At 71.5% G+C, this 18,582-nt stretch carries 20 protein-coding genes; 10 read left to right on the forward strand and 10 right to left on the reverse strand.

Annotated elements, in window-relative coordinates; all coding sequences use genetic code 11:
• Positions 1 to 28: 28 nt before the first annotated feature.
• Entirely contained in the window at positions 29 to 1,375 is a 1,347-nt protein-coding gene (locus AB0M93_RS45470) for a tannase/feruloyl esterase family alpha/beta hydrolase (protein ID WP_364286595.1), read from the forward strand.
• A gap of 341 nt (positions 1,376 to 1,716) precedes the next feature.
• Positions 1,717 to 2,124, forward strand: a complete 408-nt coding sequence (locus AB0M93_RS45475; RefSeq protein ID WP_364286597.1) for a hypothetical protein — start codon at positions 1,717 to 1,719, stop codon at positions 2,122 to 2,124.
• A 3-nt stretch (positions 2,125 to 2,127) separates the two neighbouring features.
• Here AB0M93_RS45475 and AB0M93_RS45480 read toward each other — a convergent pair whose 3' ends face one another.
• Genes AB0M93_RS45480 through AB0M93_RS45490 form a run of 3 tightly spaced genes read right to left on the reverse strand, consistent with a single transcriptional unit; the run spans position 2,128 to position 5,238 of the window.
• A complete protein-coding gene (locus tag AB0M93_RS45480; RefSeq protein ID WP_364286600.1) occupies positions 2,128 to 3,108 on the reverse strand; it encodes a hypothetical protein in 981 nt (326 codons plus the stop codon).
• Positions 3,105 to 4,316: an MFS transporter gene (locus tag AB0M93_RS45485; RefSeq protein ID WP_364286603.1), complete on the reverse strand. Its 1,212-nt coding sequence runs from the start codon at positions 4,314 to 4,316 to the stop codon at positions 3,105 to 3,107. The genes AB0M93_RS45480 and AB0M93_RS45485 overlap by 4 nt, the downstream gene beginning before the upstream one ends.
• A 46-nt stretch (positions 4,317 to 4,362) precedes the next feature.
• Positions 4,363 to 5,238, reverse strand: coding sequence for an alkaline phosphatase family protein (locus tag AB0M93_RS45490; RefSeq protein ID WP_364286606.1), 876 nt, complete (start codon positions 5,236 to 5,238; stop codon positions 4,363 to 4,365).
• A 254-nt stretch (positions 5,239 to 5,492) separates the two neighbouring features.
• Here AB0M93_RS45490 and AB0M93_RS45495 point away from each other — a divergent pair, with 254 nt between their 5' ends.
• Genes AB0M93_RS45495 through AB0M93_RS45515 form a run of 5 tightly spaced genes read left to right on the forward strand, consistent with a single transcriptional unit; the run spans position 5,493 to position 7,749 of the window.
• Positions 5,493 to 5,684, forward strand: coding sequence for a hypothetical protein (locus AB0M93_RS45495; RefSeq protein ID WP_364286609.1), 192 nt, complete (start codon positions 5,493 to 5,495; stop codon positions 5,682 to 5,684).
• Positions 5,681 to 5,875, forward strand: a complete 195-nt coding sequence (locus AB0M93_RS45500; protein WP_364286612.1) for a ferredoxin — start codon at positions 5,681 to 5,683, stop codon at positions 5,873 to 5,875. The genes AB0M93_RS45495 and AB0M93_RS45500 overlap by 4 nt, the downstream gene beginning before the upstream one ends.
• A gap of 16 nt (positions 5,876 to 5,891) precedes the next feature.
• Positions 5,892 to 6,470 carry a suppressor of fused domain protein gene (locus tag AB0M93_RS45505; RefSeq protein ID WP_364286615.1) on the forward strand — a complete coding sequence of 193 codons (579 nt, stop codon included), beginning with the start codon at positions 5,892 to 5,894 and terminating at the stop codon, positions 6,468 to 6,470.
• Between the two features lie 41 nt (positions 6,471 to 6,511).
• Positions 6,512 to 7,267, forward strand: coding sequence for a Sir2 family NAD-dependent protein deacetylase (locus tag AB0M93_RS45510; RefSeq protein ID WP_364286618.1), 756 nt, complete (start codon positions 6,512 to 6,514; stop codon positions 7,265 to 7,267).
• Positions 7,264 to 7,749, forward strand: coding sequence for a GNAT family N-acetyltransferase (locus tag AB0M93_RS45515; protein ID WP_364286621.1), 486 nt, complete (start codon positions 7,264 to 7,266; stop codon positions 7,747 to 7,749). The genes AB0M93_RS45510 and AB0M93_RS45515 overlap by 4 nt, the downstream gene beginning before the upstream one ends.
• A 61-nt stretch (positions 7,750 to 7,810) precedes the next feature.
• Here AB0M93_RS45515 and AB0M93_RS45520 read toward each other — a convergent pair whose 3' ends face one another.
• From AB0M93_RS45520 to AB0M93_RS45530, 3 genes are all read right to left on the reverse strand, one after another.
• Positions 7,811 to 8,104, reverse strand: coding sequence for a hypothetical protein (locus AB0M93_RS45520; RefSeq protein WP_364286624.1), 294 nt, complete (start codon positions 8,102 to 8,104; stop codon positions 7,811 to 7,813).
• A 212-nt stretch (positions 8,105 to 8,316) separates the two neighbouring features.
• A complete protein-coding gene (locus AB0M93_RS45525; RefSeq protein ID WP_364286627.1) occupies positions 8,317 to 9,885 on the reverse strand; it encodes a protein kinase in 1,569 nt (522 codons plus the stop codon).
• A 139-nt stretch (positions 9,886 to 10,024) separates the two neighbouring features.
• The gene (locus AB0M93_RS45530; RefSeq protein WP_364286629.1) at positions 10,025 to 10,990 is read right to left on the reverse strand and encodes an SDR family NAD(P)-dependent oxidoreductase; all 966 of its coding nucleotides are present in this window, start codon (positions 10,988 to 10,990) and stop codon (positions 10,025 to 10,027) included.
• 105 nt (positions 10,991 to 11,095) lie between these two features.
• On the opposite strand from AB0M93_RS45530, the gene AB0M93_RS45535 reads away from it, so the two are divergent.
• Genes AB0M93_RS45535 through AB0M93_RS45545 form a run of 3 tightly spaced genes read left to right on the forward strand, consistent with a single transcriptional unit; the run spans position 11,096 to position 13,645 of the window.
• Positions 11,096 to 11,650 carry a DUF6069 family protein gene (locus tag AB0M93_RS45535; protein ID WP_364286632.1) on the forward strand — a complete coding sequence of 185 codons (555 nt, stop codon included), beginning with the start codon at positions 11,096 to 11,098 and terminating at the stop codon, positions 11,648 to 11,650.
• A gap of 2 nt (positions 11,651 to 11,652) precedes the next feature.
• Positions 11,653 to 12,069, forward strand: coding sequence for a nitroreductase/quinone reductase family protein (locus AB0M93_RS45540; RefSeq protein WP_364286635.1), 417 nt, complete (start codon positions 11,653 to 11,655; stop codon positions 12,067 to 12,069).
• Positions 12,070 to 12,109: 40 nt separating this feature from the next.
• Positions 12,110 to 13,645, forward strand: a complete 1,536-nt coding sequence (locus AB0M93_RS45545; protein ID WP_364286638.1) for a hypothetical protein — start codon at positions 12,110 to 12,112, stop codon at positions 13,643 to 13,645.
• 30 nt (positions 13,646 to 13,675) lie between these two features.
• On the opposite strand, the gene AB0M93_RS45550 is transcribed toward AB0M93_RS45545, so the two are convergent.
• From AB0M93_RS45550 to AB0M93_RS45565, 4 genes are all read right to left on the reverse strand, one after another.
• Complete coding sequence (locus AB0M93_RS45550; RefSeq protein ID WP_364286641.1) at positions 13,676 to 14,479, reverse strand: ABC transporter permease; 804 nt, start codon at positions 14,477 to 14,479, stop codon at positions 13,676 to 13,678.
• The gene (locus tag AB0M93_RS45555; protein WP_364286644.1) at positions 14,476 to 15,450 is read right to left on the reverse strand and encodes an ATP-binding cassette domain-containing protein; all 975 of its coding nucleotides are present in this window, start codon (positions 15,448 to 15,450) and stop codon (positions 14,476 to 14,478) included. Before AB0M93_RS45555 ends, AB0M93_RS45550 begins: the two co-directional genes overlap by 4 nt.
• A gap of 79 nt (positions 15,451 to 15,529) precedes the next feature.
• Positions 15,530 to 16,039: an OsmC family protein gene (locus AB0M93_RS45560; protein ID WP_364286647.1), complete on the reverse strand. Its 510-nt coding sequence runs from the start codon at positions 16,037 to 16,039 to the stop codon at positions 15,530 to 15,532.
• Between the two features lie 73 nt (positions 16,040 to 16,112).
• Positions 16,113 to 18,389: a M4 family metallopeptidase gene (locus AB0M93_RS45565; RefSeq protein WP_364286650.1), complete on the reverse strand. Its 2,277-nt coding sequence runs from the start codon at positions 18,387 to 18,389 to the stop codon at positions 16,113 to 16,115.
• Positions 18,390 to 18,582: the final 193 nt, after the last annotated feature.

The following is an 18,582-nucleotide window of genomic DNA, read 5'->3' on the forward strand; positions in this document are numbered from 1 at the left end:
GGACCATCGGAAGCAGCGGAGGTGAACCGTGCGGGGTTGGCTGGTTTGGGTTCTGGCGGGAGCGCTCGCGGCGGCGCTGCCCGCGTCGGCGTCGGCGTCGGCCGGGCGCTGCTCGGTGCACGTGCCCGGGGCCGAAAAGTCCGTGGCCGCGTGCCTGGACGACCTGACGACGACCGGGACCGTCGCGTCCGGGCACACCGTCGAGGCCGACTGGGCGGGCCTGACGTCGGCGGGGCTGCCGACGTACGGCGCGGTGCCCGGCGTGCAGGTCGACGGGTACTTCCCGGACACGTCGACGGCGAACACGAACAACGGCTGGAACCACGACGCCCAGTTCGTGCTGCGCCTGCCGGACCGGTGGAACGGCGGCCTGGTCGTCTCCGGCGCGCCCGGCGTCCGGCGCCAGTACGCGAACGACCGCGCGATCGGCGACCAGGCACTGGCCGAGGGTTACGCGTTCGCCGCGACCGACAAGGGCAACACCGGCGCGGCCTTCTACACCGACGGCGTCCGGCCGGGCGACGCGCTGGCGGAGTGGAATTCCCGCGTCACGCAGCTGACGCTGGCGGCTCGCGCGGCCGCGGCCCGCCACTACGGCCGTCCGGTGGCGAAGACCCTCGCGGCCGGGCTGTCCAACGGCGGGTACCTCGTGCGGTGGCAGCTGGAGAACCGGCCGTGGCTCTACGACGGCGGTGTCGACTGGGAAGGCACGCTCTGGCGGGCCGACGGGCCGAACCTGCTCACGTTCCTGCCCCCGGCGCTGCGCGCGTACCCGGCGTACGCGGCGGGGTCGTCGTCGGCTCATCAGTCCATTTTGGACGCGGGGTTCGCGCCGGGGTCGGAGTTCCTGTGGGACTACCACTACCGCGTTTACTGGGACCTGACCCAGCGCATCTACCGCGAGGAAGTCGACCCGGCGTTCGACGGCGCTTTGCAGGCGGGGACTCCGTTCTGCGCTTCGGGAACGCCGTCCTGCGACGCGGACTACGCGTATTCCTCGCGGCCGGCGTCGGTGGCGCGGGCGGTGGAGCGGATCTCCCTGACCGGGCGGATCGGCAAGCCGCTGCTGACCCTGCACGGCACCCTCGACACGCTGCTGCCGATCACGCGGGATTCCGACGTCTACGACCGGATGATCACGGACGCGGGGCGCGGGGCGCTGCACCGGTACTACCGCGTCGAAGGCGGCAACCACGTCGACGGGCTCGTCGACGCCTTCCCGGACCGGCTGCGCCCGCTGGGCCCGTGCTTCCGCACGGCGTTCGACGCCCTCGGCGGCTGGCTGCGCGGCGTCCGCCCGCCGGCCTCGGCGACCATCGCCCGCCCCGCCGGGGCGACTCCGGCGGAGCTGGCGAAGGCGTGCGACCTGGGCTGAGCACTGCACGGCCGTGAATGCCGCACCGGGAAACCCCGGTGCGGCATTCGCCGCTTTCGGCGGATGCCGGAAAATGCGGTGAACCGCATCGAACCGCGGTCCGTACTACTCAGTGACGGGCTAGGTCCACCTTGCAGCCAAACCCGTGCTGACCTGCCGTTTTGCCGTCCGGATGGTCGACCCCTTTCGGCCGCTTGCGGGAGCGCCGCCCGTCATTCATGATGGGCGACGGGGTCCGTGAAAATTCGTTAAACCCGAATAACCAGGTGTCGGCCATGCTGCGGAAGAACCGTCCGTCCGGAAGTGAACGTCATGCTGCTACCCGCGCCCGGGGCCCCCTGATGGCCGCCGACCTGCCGGGCCTCGCCATCGTGGCCGGCGTGCTGTTGCCCGCTCTCGCCGCCGCCGCGTGGGCGATCGTCCTCGAACGGCGTCCGCGCCGGCCACCGCCCGAGGCCGAGCCCGAACCGGAGCCGGACTTCACCGTCGCCGGCATCCAGACGCGCCTGCGCCGCGAGCACGCGGCGCGACGGCTGGCCGAGGCGGGCACGGTCGCGTTGCCGACCCTGCCGATCCCCGCGCAGACCCGTCGCAAACCCGTCCTGGACCGGCTGCCGCTGCGCGTGGTCGGAACGCTCCCGCCGCCGCGCCCGGCAACGGCGGGCGCCCCGGCGCCGCGGTTCGCCTTCGCACCGCCGGACACGGACCTGATGCGCCGCATCCTCGACGGCCTGCGCAAACTGGACTGACCTTCACGAGCCCAGCGCGGCGGGGGACTCGGCGTCCGGGATCAGCAGCTTCGGCGCGCCCGACCCGTCGGCCGGGACCGACCAGACGTCGGCGTGCCCCGGGCCGCGGGGAACGCCGTAGCCGATCGTGCGGCCGTCCAGCCAGGCCGGCTGGTCGTCGACGCTGCGCGTCTCCGCCAGCGGCGTCACCCTCGATGCCGCCAGGTCGAGCACCGACAACCGCCACCCGCGAGCCGGGTCACCGTCCACGGCGGACTTGAACGCCACCCGCGTCCCGTCCGGGGACAGCGACGGGCACTCGACGTTCTGGCGCAGCGTGCGCACGGTGTGGGCGGCGAAGTCGCCCGCGACCAGGTAGCGGTGGCCGGCCGTCGACATCGTCGCGTAGAAGTGGCGGTCGTCGCGGGTGAACGTCACACCCCAGAAGTTGAGGTCGGCGGCCTGGTACGGCTTGCCGTCCAGCGTCACCGCGTAGTCCTCCAGCGTGCCCGCGAGGTCGCCGGTGGCGGTGTCGAGGATGCCGGCGCGGGTGGAGAACAGGCCGCCGTTGTACGAATCGCCGGTGACGAACACCGTCCACGCGAGCATCCGGCCGCTCGCCGACACCCGAGCCCGGTTCGGCAGCCCGACCAGCGGGATCTCCCGCTGCACGGCCAGCCCGCGGTCGAGCACCGCCAGCTGGTAGGTGGTCAGGTCGCCGTCCTGGCGCAGGCAGAGCCCGGTGCCCCCGGCGGCGTACACCCGCGTGCACGACAGCGGTGACACCGTCCGCGGGCCACCGGGGTCGCCGGCGGCCACCGTGGCGACGTGCCCGCGGTCGGCGTCGGCGGTGCTGCGGAACAGCAGCCGCGGCCCGGGGGCGAGGCTGACCGCGCCGGTCGCGGCGACGTCGTGGCTGCGCGCGCTCGCGAACCCGACGTAGGCCACCGCCGCTCCGGCCAGCACGAGCACCCCGGCGACGGCGATGAGGACCCGGGTCTTCACGCCGTCACCTTCCGCGGGGAGAGCACCGCGAACGTCACGGCGATCGCGACCACGGCGCCACCCGCCGCGACGACGATCGCGCGGTCCGCGCCCCAGAACTGCCACGCCAGTCCGAAGAGGACGGACGAGGTGAAGTAGGCGAGCGCCTGCGCGGTCTGGACGAGCGAGATTCCCGTGGTGCGCAGCGATTCCGGCAGCAGCGGACCGGCCAGGGCCATCAGCACGCCGTCGGTCGCCGCGTAGAACGCGCCGTACAACGCCAGGGCGAGGGCGAACAGCGGCCAGCCGGACACCGGCCCGGCCAGCAGCAGGTAGACCAGCGCCAGTGCGCCGTAGCCGCCGAGTACCACCGGCAGCCGCCCGACCCGGTCGGCCAGCACGCCCAGCGGCGCGGCGAGCAGCAGGTAGCTGAGGTTCGTCCCGACCGCGAGCAGCGGGAACCACCCGGTGGCGATGTCCTCCTTGTGCTGCAGCAGCAGGTAGACGAACCCGTCGCCGACCGTGGCCAGGCCGAGCACGCACGCGGCCACCAGCAGCCGCCGGACACCGCTGCCGCGCAGCAACGCCGCGGCCGCGCGGGGCGAAACCAGGTTCCCCGGAGCCTTCGGCGTCCGGCGGTCGCGGACGAACAGCACCAGCAGCAGGACGCCCATCGCGGCGACGCAGAAGCTGACGACGAACACCGCGTCGAAAGCCTCGGGATCGGCGGCGCCGACCGCGGCCAGCACGGCGAGCGCGACCAGCGGGCCGGCGAACGCCCCCACGCTGTCCATCGCGCGGTGGATGCCGAACGCGCGCCCGAGCAGCGGTTCGGGCGCCGACAGCGTGATCAGCGCGTCCCGCGGCGCGGTCCGGAGGCCCTTGCCGGTGCGGTCGAGGGTGATCACCGCGCCGATCGCGGCCGCCGACGCCCCGGCCGCGAGCAGGCCGAGCTTGGCCACCGCCGAGAGCGCGTAGCCCACGCCGGCCACGACCTTGCGCCGCCGGATGCGGTCGGCGACGTACCCGCCGACGATCCGCAGCAACGCCGTCGCGCCGGTGTAGAGGCCGTCGACCAGGCCGTACGCGGCCGGGCTCAGGTGCAGGCCGAGCACCAGGTACACCGGCAGCACGGCGGTGACCATCTCCGAGGAGACGTCGGTGACCAGGCTGACGGCACCCAGCGCGAAGACGTTCGCGCCGACCGCCGAGAGCTTGCGCCGGGACATCGCCCCAGCATGCTCTCGGCGGCCGATGGTGGACAGGTACACGCGGTTACTGCCAGACGTCGAGGATCGGCGACTTGCTCGCGGCGTTGCCGATGCCGGGCAGGCCGTAGGACGCCTCGATCGTGCGCAGCACGGTGTAGTGGTTGATCGATTCGCTGTAGCTGCCGACCTTGACGTTCGCGCCGGTGAACGTGGTGAAGATCTGGTTGACCGACGTGCCGCTGTCCTCGTCGAAGGTGGTGATCAGCAGGCTGTTGTGCGTCTTGGCCCACTGGGCGTAGGCGTCGAGGTGGTTCTTCAGCCAGGTGTCGCCGGTGCCGATGGAGCAGTCGTGCATGTCGTTGCACATATCGGGCGTCACGAACGAAACGGTCGGCAGCTGGGTGAAGTCGGACGGGAAGCTCGAGAACCGGACGTTGCTCGCGGCCGGGACGTTCGAGAAGTCCACCCAGCTGTTGTGCTTGCGCCGGTAGGTGCCGCTGGAGCAGCCGGTGTAGCCGTCCGAGGGCATGGCTTCGGAGAAGCCCTTGAAGGACTTGCCCGCGTCGAGCAGCTGCCGGCCGAGGTTGGCCTTCGCGCCGAGGTCGGCCGGGCAGGTGTCGTCGGTGACGCCCTGCGTCGCGCCGGAGAAGAGGGCGACGTAGTTCGGCTGGCTCGGGTGGGTGATGGCGAAGGAGTTCGTGAACTTGGCGCTCTGCGAGGCGAGGGTGTTGAAGTAAGGCGCGCTGGAGCTGCCGTTGATCGAGGAGTACTTCTTGTTCTCGAACATCACCAGGACGATGTGATCGAAGGTGGGCACGGTCGACGCGGTCGGCCGGATCGCGGCGGGCTCGTCCGTTCCGGTGACGACGGCCGCGGTGACGACACCGGCTGTGACCAGGGTGGCGGCGGCGAAGGCGGCGAAGATCCGCTTGCGGATCATGGGTCCTCCAACGGTGGCGGGTGAGGGCGCCTCATGATGTCCACGGCAGGGAGCCGGAACGTGCCGTGCCGTCGTCCGGCTCGTGAACACCAGGAAACCTCCGGCGGACAACGGAAAGAGTGGGTTAATGCCTTTCCGGTGTCAACCCCCTTTGGTAGGTGTCCACAATGGCCGGTCAGGGAGCTGGCAGGTCGCTCCCAGCTCCTTCAAAGGAACGAAGCCGACACTCGGTCCCATGGAACCCCTCAGCACCGGTGGCGCGTGGCGTTGCGCGCGGCCCGGCGCCCCGGCTGGCCTGTCGCCTCCCGCTGCTCACCGGCCGCGGTGCGTGCGCCCACCCGGACGGCGCGGCCCGGCTCGCGGCGAGCGCGTTGCAGGTCTTCGACGCGGACGTCCACGCGCACCAGGCAGGCGGCCGGTGCCGGACCCCGGCGGGTGCGGCATGAAGGTGACGGTGGACCCGATCGGCTGCCGCGGGCACGGGCTGTGCGCGGACCTCCTCCCGGAACTGGTGGGGCTCGACGAGTGGGGCTACCCGGTGGTGGCGCGGAGCCCGGTGCCGGCGGAGCTGGTGGCCGACGCCCGCCGCGCGGCCGCGGCGTGCCCGGCGCTGGCGCTGCGGCTGCGGAAGGAGTGAGCGGTAGCCTGCGGCGGTGGAAGACGAGAGTGCCGCGGGGTGGGACGCGATCGAAGCCGCGGTGGCGGCGTACGTCCCGGCGCAGGAGCCGCTGCACTGGGGGACGGGCGCACTGCCCGGCCAGGGCGTCTACGGGATCAGCGCCTACCGCGTCGACGGGCACTGGCTGCTGGTCACCTTCGGCCTGACCGAGCTGTTCGCCAAGGAGAGCGACGACGCCGGCACCAGCGGGTTCGGCTTCGAGCTCACCCTGCGCGTCCCCGCCACCGGTGAGCAGCCCGCGCCCTGGACGCTGACCCTGCTCGACCGGCTCGGCCGGTACGTGTTCTCCACCGGCCAAGTGTTCGCGGCCGGTCACCGCCTGAGCCCGGGCGGCCCGATCACCGGCTCGGCGGACACGCGGCTCACCGCGGTCGCCTTCGCCGACGACCCGGCACTCGGCCCGATCGGCACCCCGCACGGCGCGGTCCGGTTCCTGACCGTCTTCGGCATCACCGAGGACGAGCTGCGCGCTGCGAAGGAAACGAGTACTGCCGACGTGCTGGCGTCCCTGCGGGCCGGCAATCCGTTGCTGGTCACCGATCCCGCGCGGTAATCCGGTCGTGCCGGCGGCGCCGGCCGATTAGCCTTCGGCGCATGGACGGCAAGCTCATCGACCGGCTCCGCGGCGCCCGGCGGATCGCCGCGCTGACCGGCGCGGGCATCTCCACCGCGTCCGGGATCCCCGACTACCGCGGCCCGGAAGGCGTCTGGACGCGCACCCCGGGTGCCGCGAACGCCTTCACCCGCAAGACCTTCATGACCGACCCCGCGGCGCGCCGGGAGTTCTGGCGCACCTACGCGGGGCACGCCGCCTGGCGGGCCGAGCCGAACGCCGCCCACCGCGCGCTGGCCGGACTGGACGGTGCGGGCGTCGCCGTGCGGGTGCTCACCCAGAACGTCGACGGCCTGCACCAGCGGGCCGGGCTCGCCGCGCGGAAGGTCCTCGAACTGCACGGCACCATGCACACCACGCGGTGCACCCGGTGCCCGGAACGGCTCCCGACCACCGAGGTCCTCGCGACGGGCGACCCCGATCCGGCGTGCCCGCGCTGCGGCGGGATCCTGAAGCTCGACGTCGTCCTCTTCGGACAGATGCTGGACGGCGAAGTGCTGGGCCACGCGCGGAATATCGCGGCGGCGAGCGGGATCTTCCTGGCCATCGGCAGTTCGCTGCAGGTGGAGCCCGCGGCGTCGCTGTGCACGCTGGCCGCCGGTTCCGGCGCGACGCTGGTCATCGTCAACCGCGACCCGACGCCGTACGACGACGATGCCGACTTCGTGCTGCGAGACGACATCGAAGCCGTGGTGCCGGAGCTCTGCGCCGCCGTCGCGCAGGCCGGGAGCCGATGATTCGCGAAGCCCGTGACGAGGACTGGCGGGGGATCTGGCCGATCATCCACGACGTCGTCACCGAGCAGCGGACGTTCCCGTACGACCCCGCGACGAGCGAGCGGGACGCGCGCCGGATGTGGCTGCTCGCCCCGCCCGCCCGGGTGGTCGTCGCGGCGGACGGCGAGCGGGTGACGGGCACGGCGAACATGTACGCCAACCGCCCGGGACCGGGCAGCCACGTCGCCTCCGGCAGCCTGATGGTGGCGAGGGAGGCACGCGGTACGGGCGTGGGGCGGGCGCTGGCGGCCGACCTGGTCGCCTGGGCGCGCCGGAGCGGGTTCGCGGCGATCCAGTTCAACGCGGTCGTCGAGGTGAACGTGGCCGCGATCCGGCTCTACGAGAGCCTGGGCTTCGTGACGCTCGGAACGGCGCCCGGCGCGTTCCGCCACCCGTCCGCGGGAGACGTCGGGCTGCGCATCATGTGGCTCGACCTGCGCTGACCCGTGCTCGGCGTTTCGCTTCCCGAAGAATTCTACACGATCGGGTGATTCCGGAATTCGATCAATCCGTCCCTCGATCGGGCGGCGCGGACAGTTCTTCGGCGAAGATCGTGTCGATCTTCCGGCTCGCGGAGCGCAGTTTCGCCGCGGCCGCGACGAGCAGCACCAATGCGGCGGCGGGCACCACCAGCAGCGCGGGCGGCCACCCGAACCCGACGACGGCACCCACGCAGATCAGCGCGATGACCAGGAAGACTGCCCGGCCGGCGACCCGCGGCCACGCGGGACGTGGCTTGGCGTGCCGTCCGCTCGGTGTGCGGAAAACCGGCCGCGCGAGGGCAGCGTGGACACTCATCCAGACCTCCGGGAAATCATCGTCGAACCAGCCGGGAGAGGATTCCCGATGGTGGCACCGTGGAGTGTGTCGGCCCGGACCCGGTTCCGGTTACCTGTCGTTATTGGTTCGAGTCCCGATTCACGAAATCGAATTACCCCTTGTTTCCGCGCGTTTTCGGCACCAGGGCCATTGGACCCGGATCCGCGCGCCGGAGGTCCCGCGCCGCAGGCTCAGGAGTCGCGGCCGGGGCCCTTGCCGTGGGTCTTGCCGGGCGGATCGGCCTTCGGCGGCTTGCCCGCCTTGGGCGCCGGCCGCCCGCCCGACGGCGGGGTCTCGTGGGTCACGGCGGCCGGTTCGAGCGAGGCGGCTTCGCTGGTGCTCGGCTGCGTGCCGGAGCCGCCGGGACCGGGCCGCGGCGCGGGGGTCCCGGACTCGGCCAGGGGCGTGGACGACGAAGGCGGGGAAGTGGCGACCGGCACGTGCGCGGCGGGCGGCTGGACGGGCGAACCGGACCCGGTCTCCTGCTCGATCAGCAGCACGGCGGAGACGGCGGCCACGGCGGCGGCGGTCAACCCGGCCGCGGCGGCCAGCCGCCGGCGCCGCGGCTGCTCGGCCGGGGGATTGACGGCGGCGAGGCCGTGGTGGTGCGTCGGGGCATCGGCCAGGTGGTCCCCGTGACCGGGGCCGGGGGTCGAGGTCGCGGCGGCGCCTGCGCCGGCCAGGCTGGGGTCTGCGGTCGCGTCGGCCCGATCGCGACGCCTCGGGCTGGGAGCCAAGGCGGCGGCGCCTCGAGCCGGGCTGACGGCCGCGGTGGTGTCGTCGTCCGCCGGGCCGGGCCACGCGATCCCGTCGTCCCCGGCTCTCGGGCTGGGCGGCGAACCCGCGTCGTGCTGCACGACCGCCGGGCGGCGGCGCCAACGAGGGCTGCGCGTCCGGCTCCACGGCAGCGTCGGCGGCGGGCTGTGCAGCATGTGCAGCACCTTCGCCGCGGTGGGCCGGTCGGCGGGTTCGCGTTGCGTCATCCGGCGCAGCGTGTACGCCAGGGCCGCCGGCGCGTCGTCCGGGATGCGGGGCGACCGGGTCAGCCTGGCCATCGCCGCCTCGACCATCGTGCCCGAGTACTCGCGCTGGCCCGTCAGGCATTCCAGCAGGATCAGGCCCAGCGCGTAGACGTCCGCGGGCGGCCCCGCCGGCTCGCCCGACACCTGCTCCGGAGCCAGGTACGCCGCCGTGCCGGGGATCAGGCCCGTGCCCGTGATGTGGGTCGCGTCGAGGGCGTGCGCGATGCCGAAGTCGCCGATCAGCGGACCGTCCGCGGACAGGAACACGTTGGCCGGCTTCAGGTCGCGATGCACGATCCGGCGCGCGTGGACGTGGGCCAGCGCCTCCGCCAGCCCGTCGGCCAGCGCCGTCACCTCGGCCGCCGGCATCGGGCCGCTCAGCAGCCGTTCCGCCAGGTTCTCGCCCTCGACCAGCTGCATCACCAGGTAGGTCCGGCCGTGCTCGGTGCCGCTGTCCAGCAGCGCCACCACGCCCGGGTGGCTGATGCTGCCCTGGATCGTCATCTCCCGCAGCCGGCGGCGCTGGTCGAGAGCCACGGCGTCCCGGTCGTAGATCTTGACGGCGACCTCGCGGCCCAGCCGCACGTCGTAGGACCGGTAGACGCGCGCGGTGCCGCCGCTGCCGATCAGCCTGCCGACCTCGTACCGCTCGCCCAGCAGCCCGGGCGGCCGTTCGTCGTCCAGCGCGCTGCGCGGGGTGATCGTGAACTCGCCGAGAGCGTAACGGCTGCACGTCACGTCTTCCCCGTCGCTCGTCGGCGGGCGCCCCGTTCTCCCGGCTTCGTCGGACACGGGCCCCGTGTACCCCGGGCCCGCGAGCGGCAAACGTCGGAAGATCACATCGGGAGTATCGTCCCGGAGCCCGCCAACGTGACAATCAGGGCCGCGCGAACGCGTCCACGCCGGTGAGCTGCGCCGACAGCGTCCACAGGCGCGCGGCCTCCTCGCGGTCGAGCGCGTACCGGCGGACACCCGAGGCGGCGAGGCCCTCGGCCTCGGCCGGCGCGAGCTCCGCCACGTCGCAGTCCTCCAGGTACAGCCCGCCGAGCCCGGCCAGCTGCGGCGACGTCGCGGCCCAGACCGTGGTCGCGGCGCCCTGCTCCGGCGACTTGAACTCGACCAGGTAGTTCCCGGCCTCGTCGATCCAGCCGCGTTCGATCATCTCCTCGCGGGGCAGGTGCCGCTGCAGCGGCGTCATGATGCCGCCGGGGTGCAGCGCGAACGCGTGGACGCCCTTCCCGGCACCCAGCTCATCGAGCCGGACGGCGAAGAGCACGTTCGCGGTCTTGGCCTGCCCGTAGGCCTGCCACTTCTCGTAGCCGTTCTCGAACTGGACGTCGTCCCAGCGGATCGGCGAGTAGTGGTGGCCGCGCGAGGAGAGCGAAACCACGCGGGCGCCCTCGGCGATCGCCGGCCACAGCCGGTTGACCAGCGCGAAGTGGCCGAGGTGGTTGGTGGCGAACTGGGCCTCCCAGCCCGGGCCGACGCGGGTCTCGGGGCAGGCCATGATGCCCGCGTTGGCGATGAAGAGGTCGATCCGCCGTCCGGTCGCCAGGAACCGCTCGGCGAACGCGCGGACGCTCTCGAGGTCGCCCAGGTCCAGCTCGTCGACCTCGACGTTGTCGATGCCGGCGAGCGCGTCCTCGGCGGTGGTGCGGCGGCGGGCCGGGACGACGACGTGGGCGCCGGCGCCGGTCAGCGCGCGGGTGGTTTCGAGGCCGATCCCGGAGTACCCGCCGGTGACGACGGCGAGCTTCCCGGTGAGGTCGACGCCTGCGACGGCTTCGGCGGCCGTGGTGGTGGCGCCGAAGCCCGAACCGATCTTGTGCTGTGCGGTGGTCATGGATCCGACGCTACGAGCTGGAGTGCACTCCAGCGCAAATCGCGCGTCCCGGGCCGAAACGGGGGACAATCGGGGGAGAGGCGCAGCCGACCCAGGAAGGCACTGATGTCCGACTACTACGGGAACCAGCCCCAGGACGTCCGCCCGGGGATCGACGCGCGCCGCCTGTGGGCGGGCGGCGTCGCGACGGCGGTGGTCGCAGCCCTGCTCGCCGTCGTGGGCTTGCTGATCGCGCGGGGGATCTTCGAGGTCGAAGTGCTCGCCCCAAAAGGCGAGGGCGTCTGGGGCAACGCGAGCACCACGACGTACGCGCTGGTCGCCGCCGCGGTGGCCCTGCTCGCCACCGGGCTGATGCACCTGCTGAGCGTGGCGACGCCGGCGCCGTCCCAGTTCTTCGGCTGGATCATGGTGCTCGTCACGCTGATCGCCGTGGTGCTGCCGCTGACGCTCACGGTGACGCCGAGCGCCAAGATCGCCACGGCGGTGATCAACCTGGTGATCGGCCTGGTCATCGCGGCGGTGGTGAACAGCATGGCGGCCAGCGCCCGCACGCTGCACCGGCGCCGCCGGAGCCAGCAGAGCGCGCCGCCGCCGGCGTCCCCGCCGACCCGGCAGCAGTGGACGCAGCAGGACCCGCCGACCCGCTACTACGACCGCTGACCATGGACGTCCGCGAGACCAACCGCCGCGTGATCGAGCAGTTCCGGGCGGGCGGCGAAGTCGACGGAATGCACCGGGACCGGCTGGCCCTGCTCACGACGACGGGCCGGACATCGGGAGAGCCCCGCACGGTCCCGATGATGTACCACCGCGACGGCGACCGGCTGCTGGTGGTGGCGTCCAACATCGGCGCGCCCAGGCACCCGGACTGGTACCTGAACCTGGAGGCGGACTCACGGGTGCGCGTCGAGGTGGACGGCCGTGCTTTCGACGCGGAGGCGCTGCCGCTGCTGGGGGCCGATTATGTGCGGACGTGGACTCAATTGGAGAAGGAGTACCCGTTTCTGGCCGATCACCAGGCGAAGGCGCGGCAGGCGAGGCGGGTGATCCCGATCGTGGAACTGTCCGAAGAGGACTGAGCCGCGTAGCACCTTCGTCCGGTGGAACGACTGAGCTGGTGTGACCGAGGATGCCCCGAACCGGCTGAACGACCTCGAACGCGCGCTGGTGGAGGCAGCGCGGACCGGCGAGAAGCTGGTTTGTGACGGCGCGGATGGCGAGGCGATTCGTGCGCAGGTGCTCCGCGAGCTGCTGCTCGGCAGGTTCGGTCCGGTGGATCCCCGCGGAATCCGGGTGGCCGGCGCCTGGATCACCGGCGTGCTCGATCTCGAAAACGTGACCGCTTGCGCAGGCGCGAAGCTGACCGGATGTCTGTTCGCCGAACCGGTCAGCGCGTGGAACGCTCGCCTGCCGTGGCTGGACCTTTCCCGATCGTGGCTTCCGGGATTCCATGGAGATCTGGTTGAAGTCGAGGCGGGACTGTGGCTGACCGGAACCGTGATCGTCGGCTCCGGCAAGGGCGGCGCGGTCGCCCTTCCCGGTGCTCGTATCAAGGGGTCGCTCAACCTCGACGAAGCGCAAGTCATCAACAGCAGCGGCGCTGCAGTTCGGGCCAACGGGCTCGAAGTAAGCGGAAGTGTGCTGATGTCCGGCGCCGGCCTGACCGGAGCCGGCCGCGGCGCCGTGCAGCTTTTCGGTGCGCATATCGGAGGCAATCTGGTGATGAGAGCCACGAAGATCACCAACGGCACTGGCGCGGCCATCCGGGCCGGTCAGCTGAGGGTCGAGGGAGTTCTCGATTTCAACGGACTCAAAGCCTCCGGTGACAATTTCGGTGGGGCGATTTCCCTTCTCGGTGCCCATGTCGGCGGTGATGCGTCGTTCCTGAACGTCGAAGTCGTCAACCGGGCCGGGTTGGCTCTGGATCTCGAGCATGCACAGGTGGTGGGGAAGGTTTTTCTCGTCCGCTCGACCGTGTGCGCGAATGGGGGAGCCGGCTCGGTTTGCGCGGATCCGGTGTCAATCGACCTGAACGGATTCAAATTCGGCGCCCTGGAGGCTTCACCCGGGCAACCTGTGTCGTGGCGCGACTGGCTTCACCTCATCCGTCATCACACGAAGTCCTATCGGCCTGGGCCGTATCAGGCCCTCGCCAGTGCCGAACGGGATGCAGGGCACGACGGCAATGTCAGAAGGATCCTCATCGCTCAGCAGCAGGACCTCCGCCAGCGTGCCCCGAAGGCCCTGGGGAACTGGCCGACCCGGTGCTTCCACTGGCTTTGGGGAGTGCTGGCGGGATACGGCTACCGCGCACGGCGGACCGCACTGGCGCTGTTTCTCGCGATGGTGGCGGCAGGCGGCCTCGGTGTGTGGGCCGGGCACGTCACCGACGGCGGACATCACGTCGGAGAGCGAGTGAGTTCCTTTAGTTCGCCGTATGGACAGGAATGCACCACGGTGGAGCTCGTGGGACTCGGCCTCGACCGCGGGCTTCCCCTGGCTCCGACGGGGGTTCGCGGCCGCTGTGACCTCAATCCCGACACGAACTCGGCGGCGCTCTTCACCATCGCGATCTGGATCCTCCAGGCCGCGATCTGGGGCCTGGCGACCCTCGCACTCGCCGGTTACACGGGCTTGATCAGAAAGTCCACCTAGACCTCCCGATCAAGCCCGAGGCAACCCGTCCTACTTGCTCGCCACGCGGCGGTACCGGGCCGTCGCCAGTGGCGCGAAGATCGCGATGATCGCCACGCAGCACAGGATTGCGTACAGCGCCGCATGCTCCGCCGGCCAGCCCGTCTGCGCCGGCCCGAACCGGTTGCCGAACAGGTCGCGGGTCGCGTTGATCACCGCCGTGAACGGGTTCCAGTCCGCGATCGCCCGGAGGAACGGGGGCAAGGTTCCCGTCGGGACGAACGCCGACGAAATGAAGCTCAGCGGGAACATCCAGATCAGCCCGGCGCTCTGCGCCACCTCCACGCTGCGGGCCGCCAGGCCGATCAGCGCGCCGACCCAGGACAGGGCCCACGCGAACATCAGCATGACCAGGTACCCCAGCAGGGCGTCCCAGAAGCTGCCGCGGATGCGCCAGCCCACCAGCAGGCCGCACAGCGACATCACGATCAGCGCCACCACGCTGACGACCAGGTCCGACGTCGTGCGGCCGAGGACCACCGCGATGCGGGACATCGGCAGCGAGCGGAACCGGTCGATGATGCCCTTCTGCAGGTCGTTGGCGAAACCGATGACCGTGAACGCCGAGTTGAACGCCACCGTCTGGGCGAAGATCCCGGCGATCAGGAACTCGCGGTACGCCGCGCCGCCCGCTTCGCCGCCGATCGCGTTGCCGAACACGTACGCGAACAGCAGCACGAACATGATCGGCTGCAGGGTCGCCGCCATCAGCCAGTCGGGGTTGCGGCGGACGTTCATCAGGTTGCGCCACGTGACGATGCCGCCGTCGGAAATGCCCTTCGCGAGCGCGTTCATTTCGCCGCCTCCTCAGCCGCAGCACCGTGGCCGGTCAGGGACAGGAAGACGTCGTCCAGCGTCGGCCGGTGCAGGGCGACGTCCTGGACCGCGATGCCCTGGGCGTCGAGCCGGCGCAGCGCCTCGATGAGCGCCTTGGGGCCGGTGTCGACCAGGATCTCGGCCCGTCGCGTGTGGTCGTCGCCGGCCGGCTCGCCGGTGCCGACCTCGCGCAGCACGTCGAGGGTCTTCGGCAGGTCCGCGGCCGAGGCGACGACCAGCTCCAGGCGTTCGCCGCCGATCTGGGCCTTCAGCTCGTCCGCGGTGCCGCGCGCGATCACCCGGCCGTGGTCGATCACCACGATCGAGTCGGCGAGCTGGTCGGCCTCTTCGAGGTACTGGGTGGTCAGCAGCACGGTCGTGCCGTCGGCCACCAGCTCCTTGATGACCGCCCAGGTGTCGAGGCGCCCGCCCGGGTCGAGACCCGTGGTGGGTTCGTCGAGCACGACGACGGTCGGCTCGGCGACCAGCGCGCCCGCCAGGTCGAGGCGGCGGCGCATCCCGCCGGAATACCCCTTCGCCGGCCGGTCGGCGGCCTCCTCCAGGCGGAACCGGGCGAGCAGCTCCCGGGCGCGCGAGCGGGCCGCGGCCTTCTTCCGGCCGTACAGCCGCCCGACCATGTACAGGTTCTCGAACCCGGTGAGGTTCTCGTCGACCGCCGCGTACTGGCCGGACAGCCCGATCCGGCGCCGGACCTGGTCCGGCTCGGTCAGCACGTCGTACCCCGCCACGTGCGCTTCGCCCGTGTCGGGCCGCAGCAGCGTGGTCAGGATGCGGACGGTGGTGGTCTTCCCGGCGCCGTTCGGGCCGAGCAGGCCGAGCACGCGCCCGGCCGGGATTTCGAGGTCCACGCCGTCGAGCGCGCGGGTCGAACCGTAGGTCTTCACGAGCCCGCGCACCCGGACGGCGACGTCCGGCTCCGGCTGAGGCATGTCGGCTCCCCCTTCAGGTGACCCCGACAAGCTAGGCCACGGCGTCCGGTTTGTCCTCCGGGTTTTCCCCGGAGATGCCTCAGTTCGCCGACAGCGTGACGGCGAACTCCGGAGGCGTCCGCAGCGACTGGAACACGACGCAGTAGCGCTCGGTCAGCTTCTTCAGCGTCGCCAGCTGCTCTTCGGAAGCGTCGGTGTCCAGGGCGAACGACAACCGGATGGCGCGGAAGCCGACCGGCGCGTCCTTCGCCACGGCGAGGGTGCCGCGGAAGTCGAGGTCGCCCTCGGCCCGGACGCGCCCGCCGCGGACGGTCAGCCCCAGCGACGTCGCGACGGCCCGCAGCGTCACTCCCGCGCACGCGACCAGTGCTTCGAGCAGCATGTCCCCCGAACAGGCGAGGGTGCCGTCGCCGCCGGTCGCCGGGTGCAGGCCGGCTTCGACGACCGCTCGCCCGGTCTCGACCTTGCAGGAAATTCCGAGGCCGTCGAGCTCGGCGTCGGCGTGCAGGGTGACGAGCGCGCTCTCCGGTCGTTCGCGGTACTTGTCCTTCAGCGGCGCCTGGGTCGCACGCAGTTCCTCGGTGTCCATGCGCCGATTCTGCTCCGGAAACGCAGAAGCGGGGAGGCCGGTTTCCCGGCCTCCCCGCCTCAATCCGCTGGCTTCAGCTCAGGGTGACAGCCACGTCGTCGATGACGAACGAGGTCTGCAGCGAGCTGTCTTCGGTGCCGGTGAACTTCAGCGCCAGGGTGCCGCCGGCGGCCGACGAGACGTCGATCGTCTTGAGCGCGTACCCGGTGCCCTTGTTCAGGTTGGAGTAGCTGCCCAGCGTCGTGCTGCCGTTGGTGACGGTCAGCTTGTCGTAGGCGGTGGTGGTGGTCGTTTCCGCGGTGTCGATGTGCAGGTAGAACGTCAGGCTGGCGTGGCAGCCCGCCGGGATGCTCACCGACTGGGCGATCGACTCGGTGGTCGTCGAGCCGTACCCGTCGAGCCAGGACGAGTAGGTGCCGCCGTGCGCGGCCTCACCCTGCGAACCCCACTGGCCGATGGAACCGGTGGTGCCGGTCCAGCTGCCGCTGCCGGATTCGAAGCCGCCGTTGGCGATCTTCTGGCCGGAGCAGCCGCCGGTGGTGCCGACGGTCCAGCTGAACGACGCCGTGCCGGTCTTGCCGGCCGAGTCCTTCGCCGTCACCGTGACGTTCGAGGTGCCCGCGGTGGTCGCGGTGCCCGAGATCGTGCCGGTGGAGGCGTTGATCGACAGGCCGGCCGGGAGGCCGGTGGCCGACCAGGTGTACGGCGCGGTGCCGCCGGAAGCCGACAGCGGGAGGTTGACCGAAGCGCCGGTCACGGTCGACTGGTTGCCCGGGTTCGAAACGGTGACCGTGCCGGTCGCCGAGCAGGTCGGGTCGGCCGACTGGGCCGGCACGCTGATCGCGTCCCACGCCGCCTTGACGGTGTTGAACTCGGTGCAGCTGCCCGGGAACAGGTTCTTCGCCGCGGTCAGCGTCCAGGTGCGGTACTTCAGGTACGAGCTGCCGGAGGTCTTGAGCAGCATCGCGTTGTAGAAGATCTTGACCGCGTTCTGCACGCCGAGGCCGGTGATCGACGAGTTGTTGCACGTGGTGCTGGTCGGCTGGCCGTTGCTCGGGTTGGTGCCTTCGGCCAGCAGGTAGAACCAGTGGTTGCCGGGGCCGGCGGCCGCGTGCACCTCACCGTTGGGGACGGAGCTGTCGTAGCAGTTCTTGTCGCCCAGTGCCGACGGGTTGTACATGTTGCGGATCGGGCCGGAGCCGACCAGGTTGATCTGCTCGCCGACGAGGAAGTCCGGCTGGTCGTAGGGAGCCGGCTCGTTCGCGAACCACTCGGTCGAGGCGCCGAAGACGTCCGCGACGAACTCCTGCGTGCCGTTGCCGGAGATGCCACCGGGAGTGTGGTCGTCGATGCCGTGGCCGTGCTCGTGCGCGACGACGTCGATCGAGCCGATCCACTGGTTCTGCGAGTTGTGGCCGATCTGGACCTGGCTGCCGTCGTAGTAGGCGTTCTCGTCGGCCAGGCCGACGCGGATCGGCCAGCCGCCGCCGTTGCCGTCGAAGCCGTTGCGGCCCAGCCACTGCGAGAGCATCTTGTTCTCGGTCTGGGCGGCGAACAGCGCGTCGACGCAGCCGGTCTCGCGGCTGGTGGCGTTCCCGTTGCCCCAGAGGTCGTCCGGGCCGCTGAAGGTGGTGTTGTTGGCCGCGTCCTGGCAGGACGTGTTGGTGATGGCCGGGTCCTTCAGCGAGTACGTGCTGCCCGAGTGCGTCGTGTCGAGGTGCACCGGGTTCGGGCCGTTCCAGGCCGAGGTGCCGTCACCGTGCAGGACGTGTTCCTGCGTGTGGAGGACCTTGCCGGTGGCGGCGTCGACGACGACGTCGAGCCGGCTCGGGCCTTCGGCGTCGCGGCCGACGACTGTGCTCTTCCAGGCCAGCGTCGGGGCGCCGAGGGCGTAGACGACCTGCTGGGCCGGGCTGACGCTGTCCACGGCGGACAGCTGCTGCCGCGCGGTGGCTTCCGCGGCGGCCTTGGTCACCTTCGCCCCGGTGGTGGCGAGGTTGATGGTCTGGTCCTGCGCGACGGAGGTACCGAGCACCTGGCCGGTCGAGTCGGTCGCGACCACGAAGTCACCGCCCACCACGGGCAGGCCCTTGTAGCTGCGCTCGTAGGGGATGTACTTCAGCCCGTTGGTCGCGGAAATCGCCTTCTGGGCGGAGAAAACGTCGTCCGCACTGGCGTGCAGCGCGGCGGGCCTGCTCGCCACGAGGCCGGCCGCGGCCGACACGGCCAGGGTCTGGGCGTCCGGGACGGCGCTCGGGGTGGTGGGCTGGGCCTGGGCGGTGGTGGTCGTGCACACCGCGGCGATCAGGGCGCCGCTCGCGGCCAAGACGAATGGACGTCTCAGTTGCATCGAGGGATCTCCTCCGGGCAGGGCGAACCGGCCCGGGGACAAGCCGGGCCGAGAACGGGGACGGTGGGGAAAATGGTGCGGCTTAGCGGAAATCAGGATCCGGTGCGGAAGCCTCGTGAACAAGCGACGAACGTACGGTCTTATTTGGAAGTAGCAATACATCCCAAACAGGACATTTGACGCTATTGGGACC

The sequence above is a fragment of the Amycolatopsis sp. NPDC051102 genome (assembly GCF_040682815.1).
Taxonomy (GTDB): Bacteria; Actinomycetota; Actinomycetes; order Mycobacteriales; family Pseudonocardiaceae; genus Amycolatopsis.

Excerpts from the sequence above, each read along its gene's own strand:
- AB0M93_RS45475 (WP_364286597.1), top strand. The coding sequence starts at position 1,717 with ATGGCCGCCGACCTGCCGGGCCTCGCCATCGTGGCCGGCGTGCTGTTG.
- AB0M93_RS45485 (WP_364286603.1), bottom strand. The coding sequence starts at position 4,316 with ATGTCCCGGCGCAAGCTCTCGGCGGTCGGCGCGAACGTCTTCGCGCTG.
- AB0M93_RS45490 (WP_364286606.1), bottom strand. The coding sequence starts at position 5,238 with ATGATCCGCAAGCGGATCTTCGCCGCCTTCGCCGCCGCCACCCTGGTC.
- AB0M93_RS45500 (WP_364286612.1), top strand. The coding sequence starts at position 5,681 with ATGAAGGTGACGGTGGACCCGATCGGCTGCCGCGGGCACGGGCTGTGC.
- AB0M93_RS45510 (WP_364286618.1), top strand. The coding sequence starts at position 6,512 with ATGGACGGCAAGCTCATCGACCGGCTCCGCGGCGCCCGGCGGATCGCC.
- AB0M93_RS45515 (WP_364286621.1), top strand. The coding sequence starts at position 7,264 with ATGATTCGCGAAGCCCGTGACGAGGACTGGCGGGGGATCTGGCCGATC.
- AB0M93_RS45520 (WP_364286624.1), bottom strand. The coding sequence starts at position 8,104 with ATGAGTGTCCACGCTGCCCTCGCGCGGCCGGTTTTCCGCACACCGAGC.
- AB0M93_RS45530 (WP_364286629.1), bottom strand. The coding sequence starts at position 10,990 with ATGACCACCGCACAGCACAAGATCGGTTCGGGCTTCGGCGCCACCACC.
- AB0M93_RS45535 (WP_364286632.1), top strand. The coding sequence starts at position 11,096 with ATGTCCGACTACTACGGGAACCAGCCCCAGGACGTCCGCCCGGGGATC.
- AB0M93_RS45540 (WP_364286635.1), top strand. The coding sequence starts at position 11,653 with ATGGACGTCCGCGAGACCAACCGCCGCGTGATCGAGCAGTTCCGGGCG.
- AB0M93_RS45550 (WP_364286641.1), bottom strand. The coding sequence starts at position 14,479 with ATGAACGCGCTCGCGAAGGGCATTTCCGACGGCGGCATCGTCACGTGG.
- AB0M93_RS45555 (WP_364286644.1), bottom strand. The coding sequence starts at position 15,450 with ATGCCTCAGCCGGAGCCGGACGTCGCCGTCCGGGTGCGCGGGCTCGTG.
- AB0M93_RS45560 (WP_364286647.1), bottom strand. The coding sequence starts at position 16,039 with ATGGACACCGAGGAACTGCGTGCGACCCAGGCGCCGCTGAAGGACAAG.
- AB0M93_RS45565 (WP_364286650.1), bottom strand. The coding sequence starts at position 18,389 with ATGCAACTGAGACGTCCATTCGTCTTGGCCGCGAGCGGCGCCCTGATC.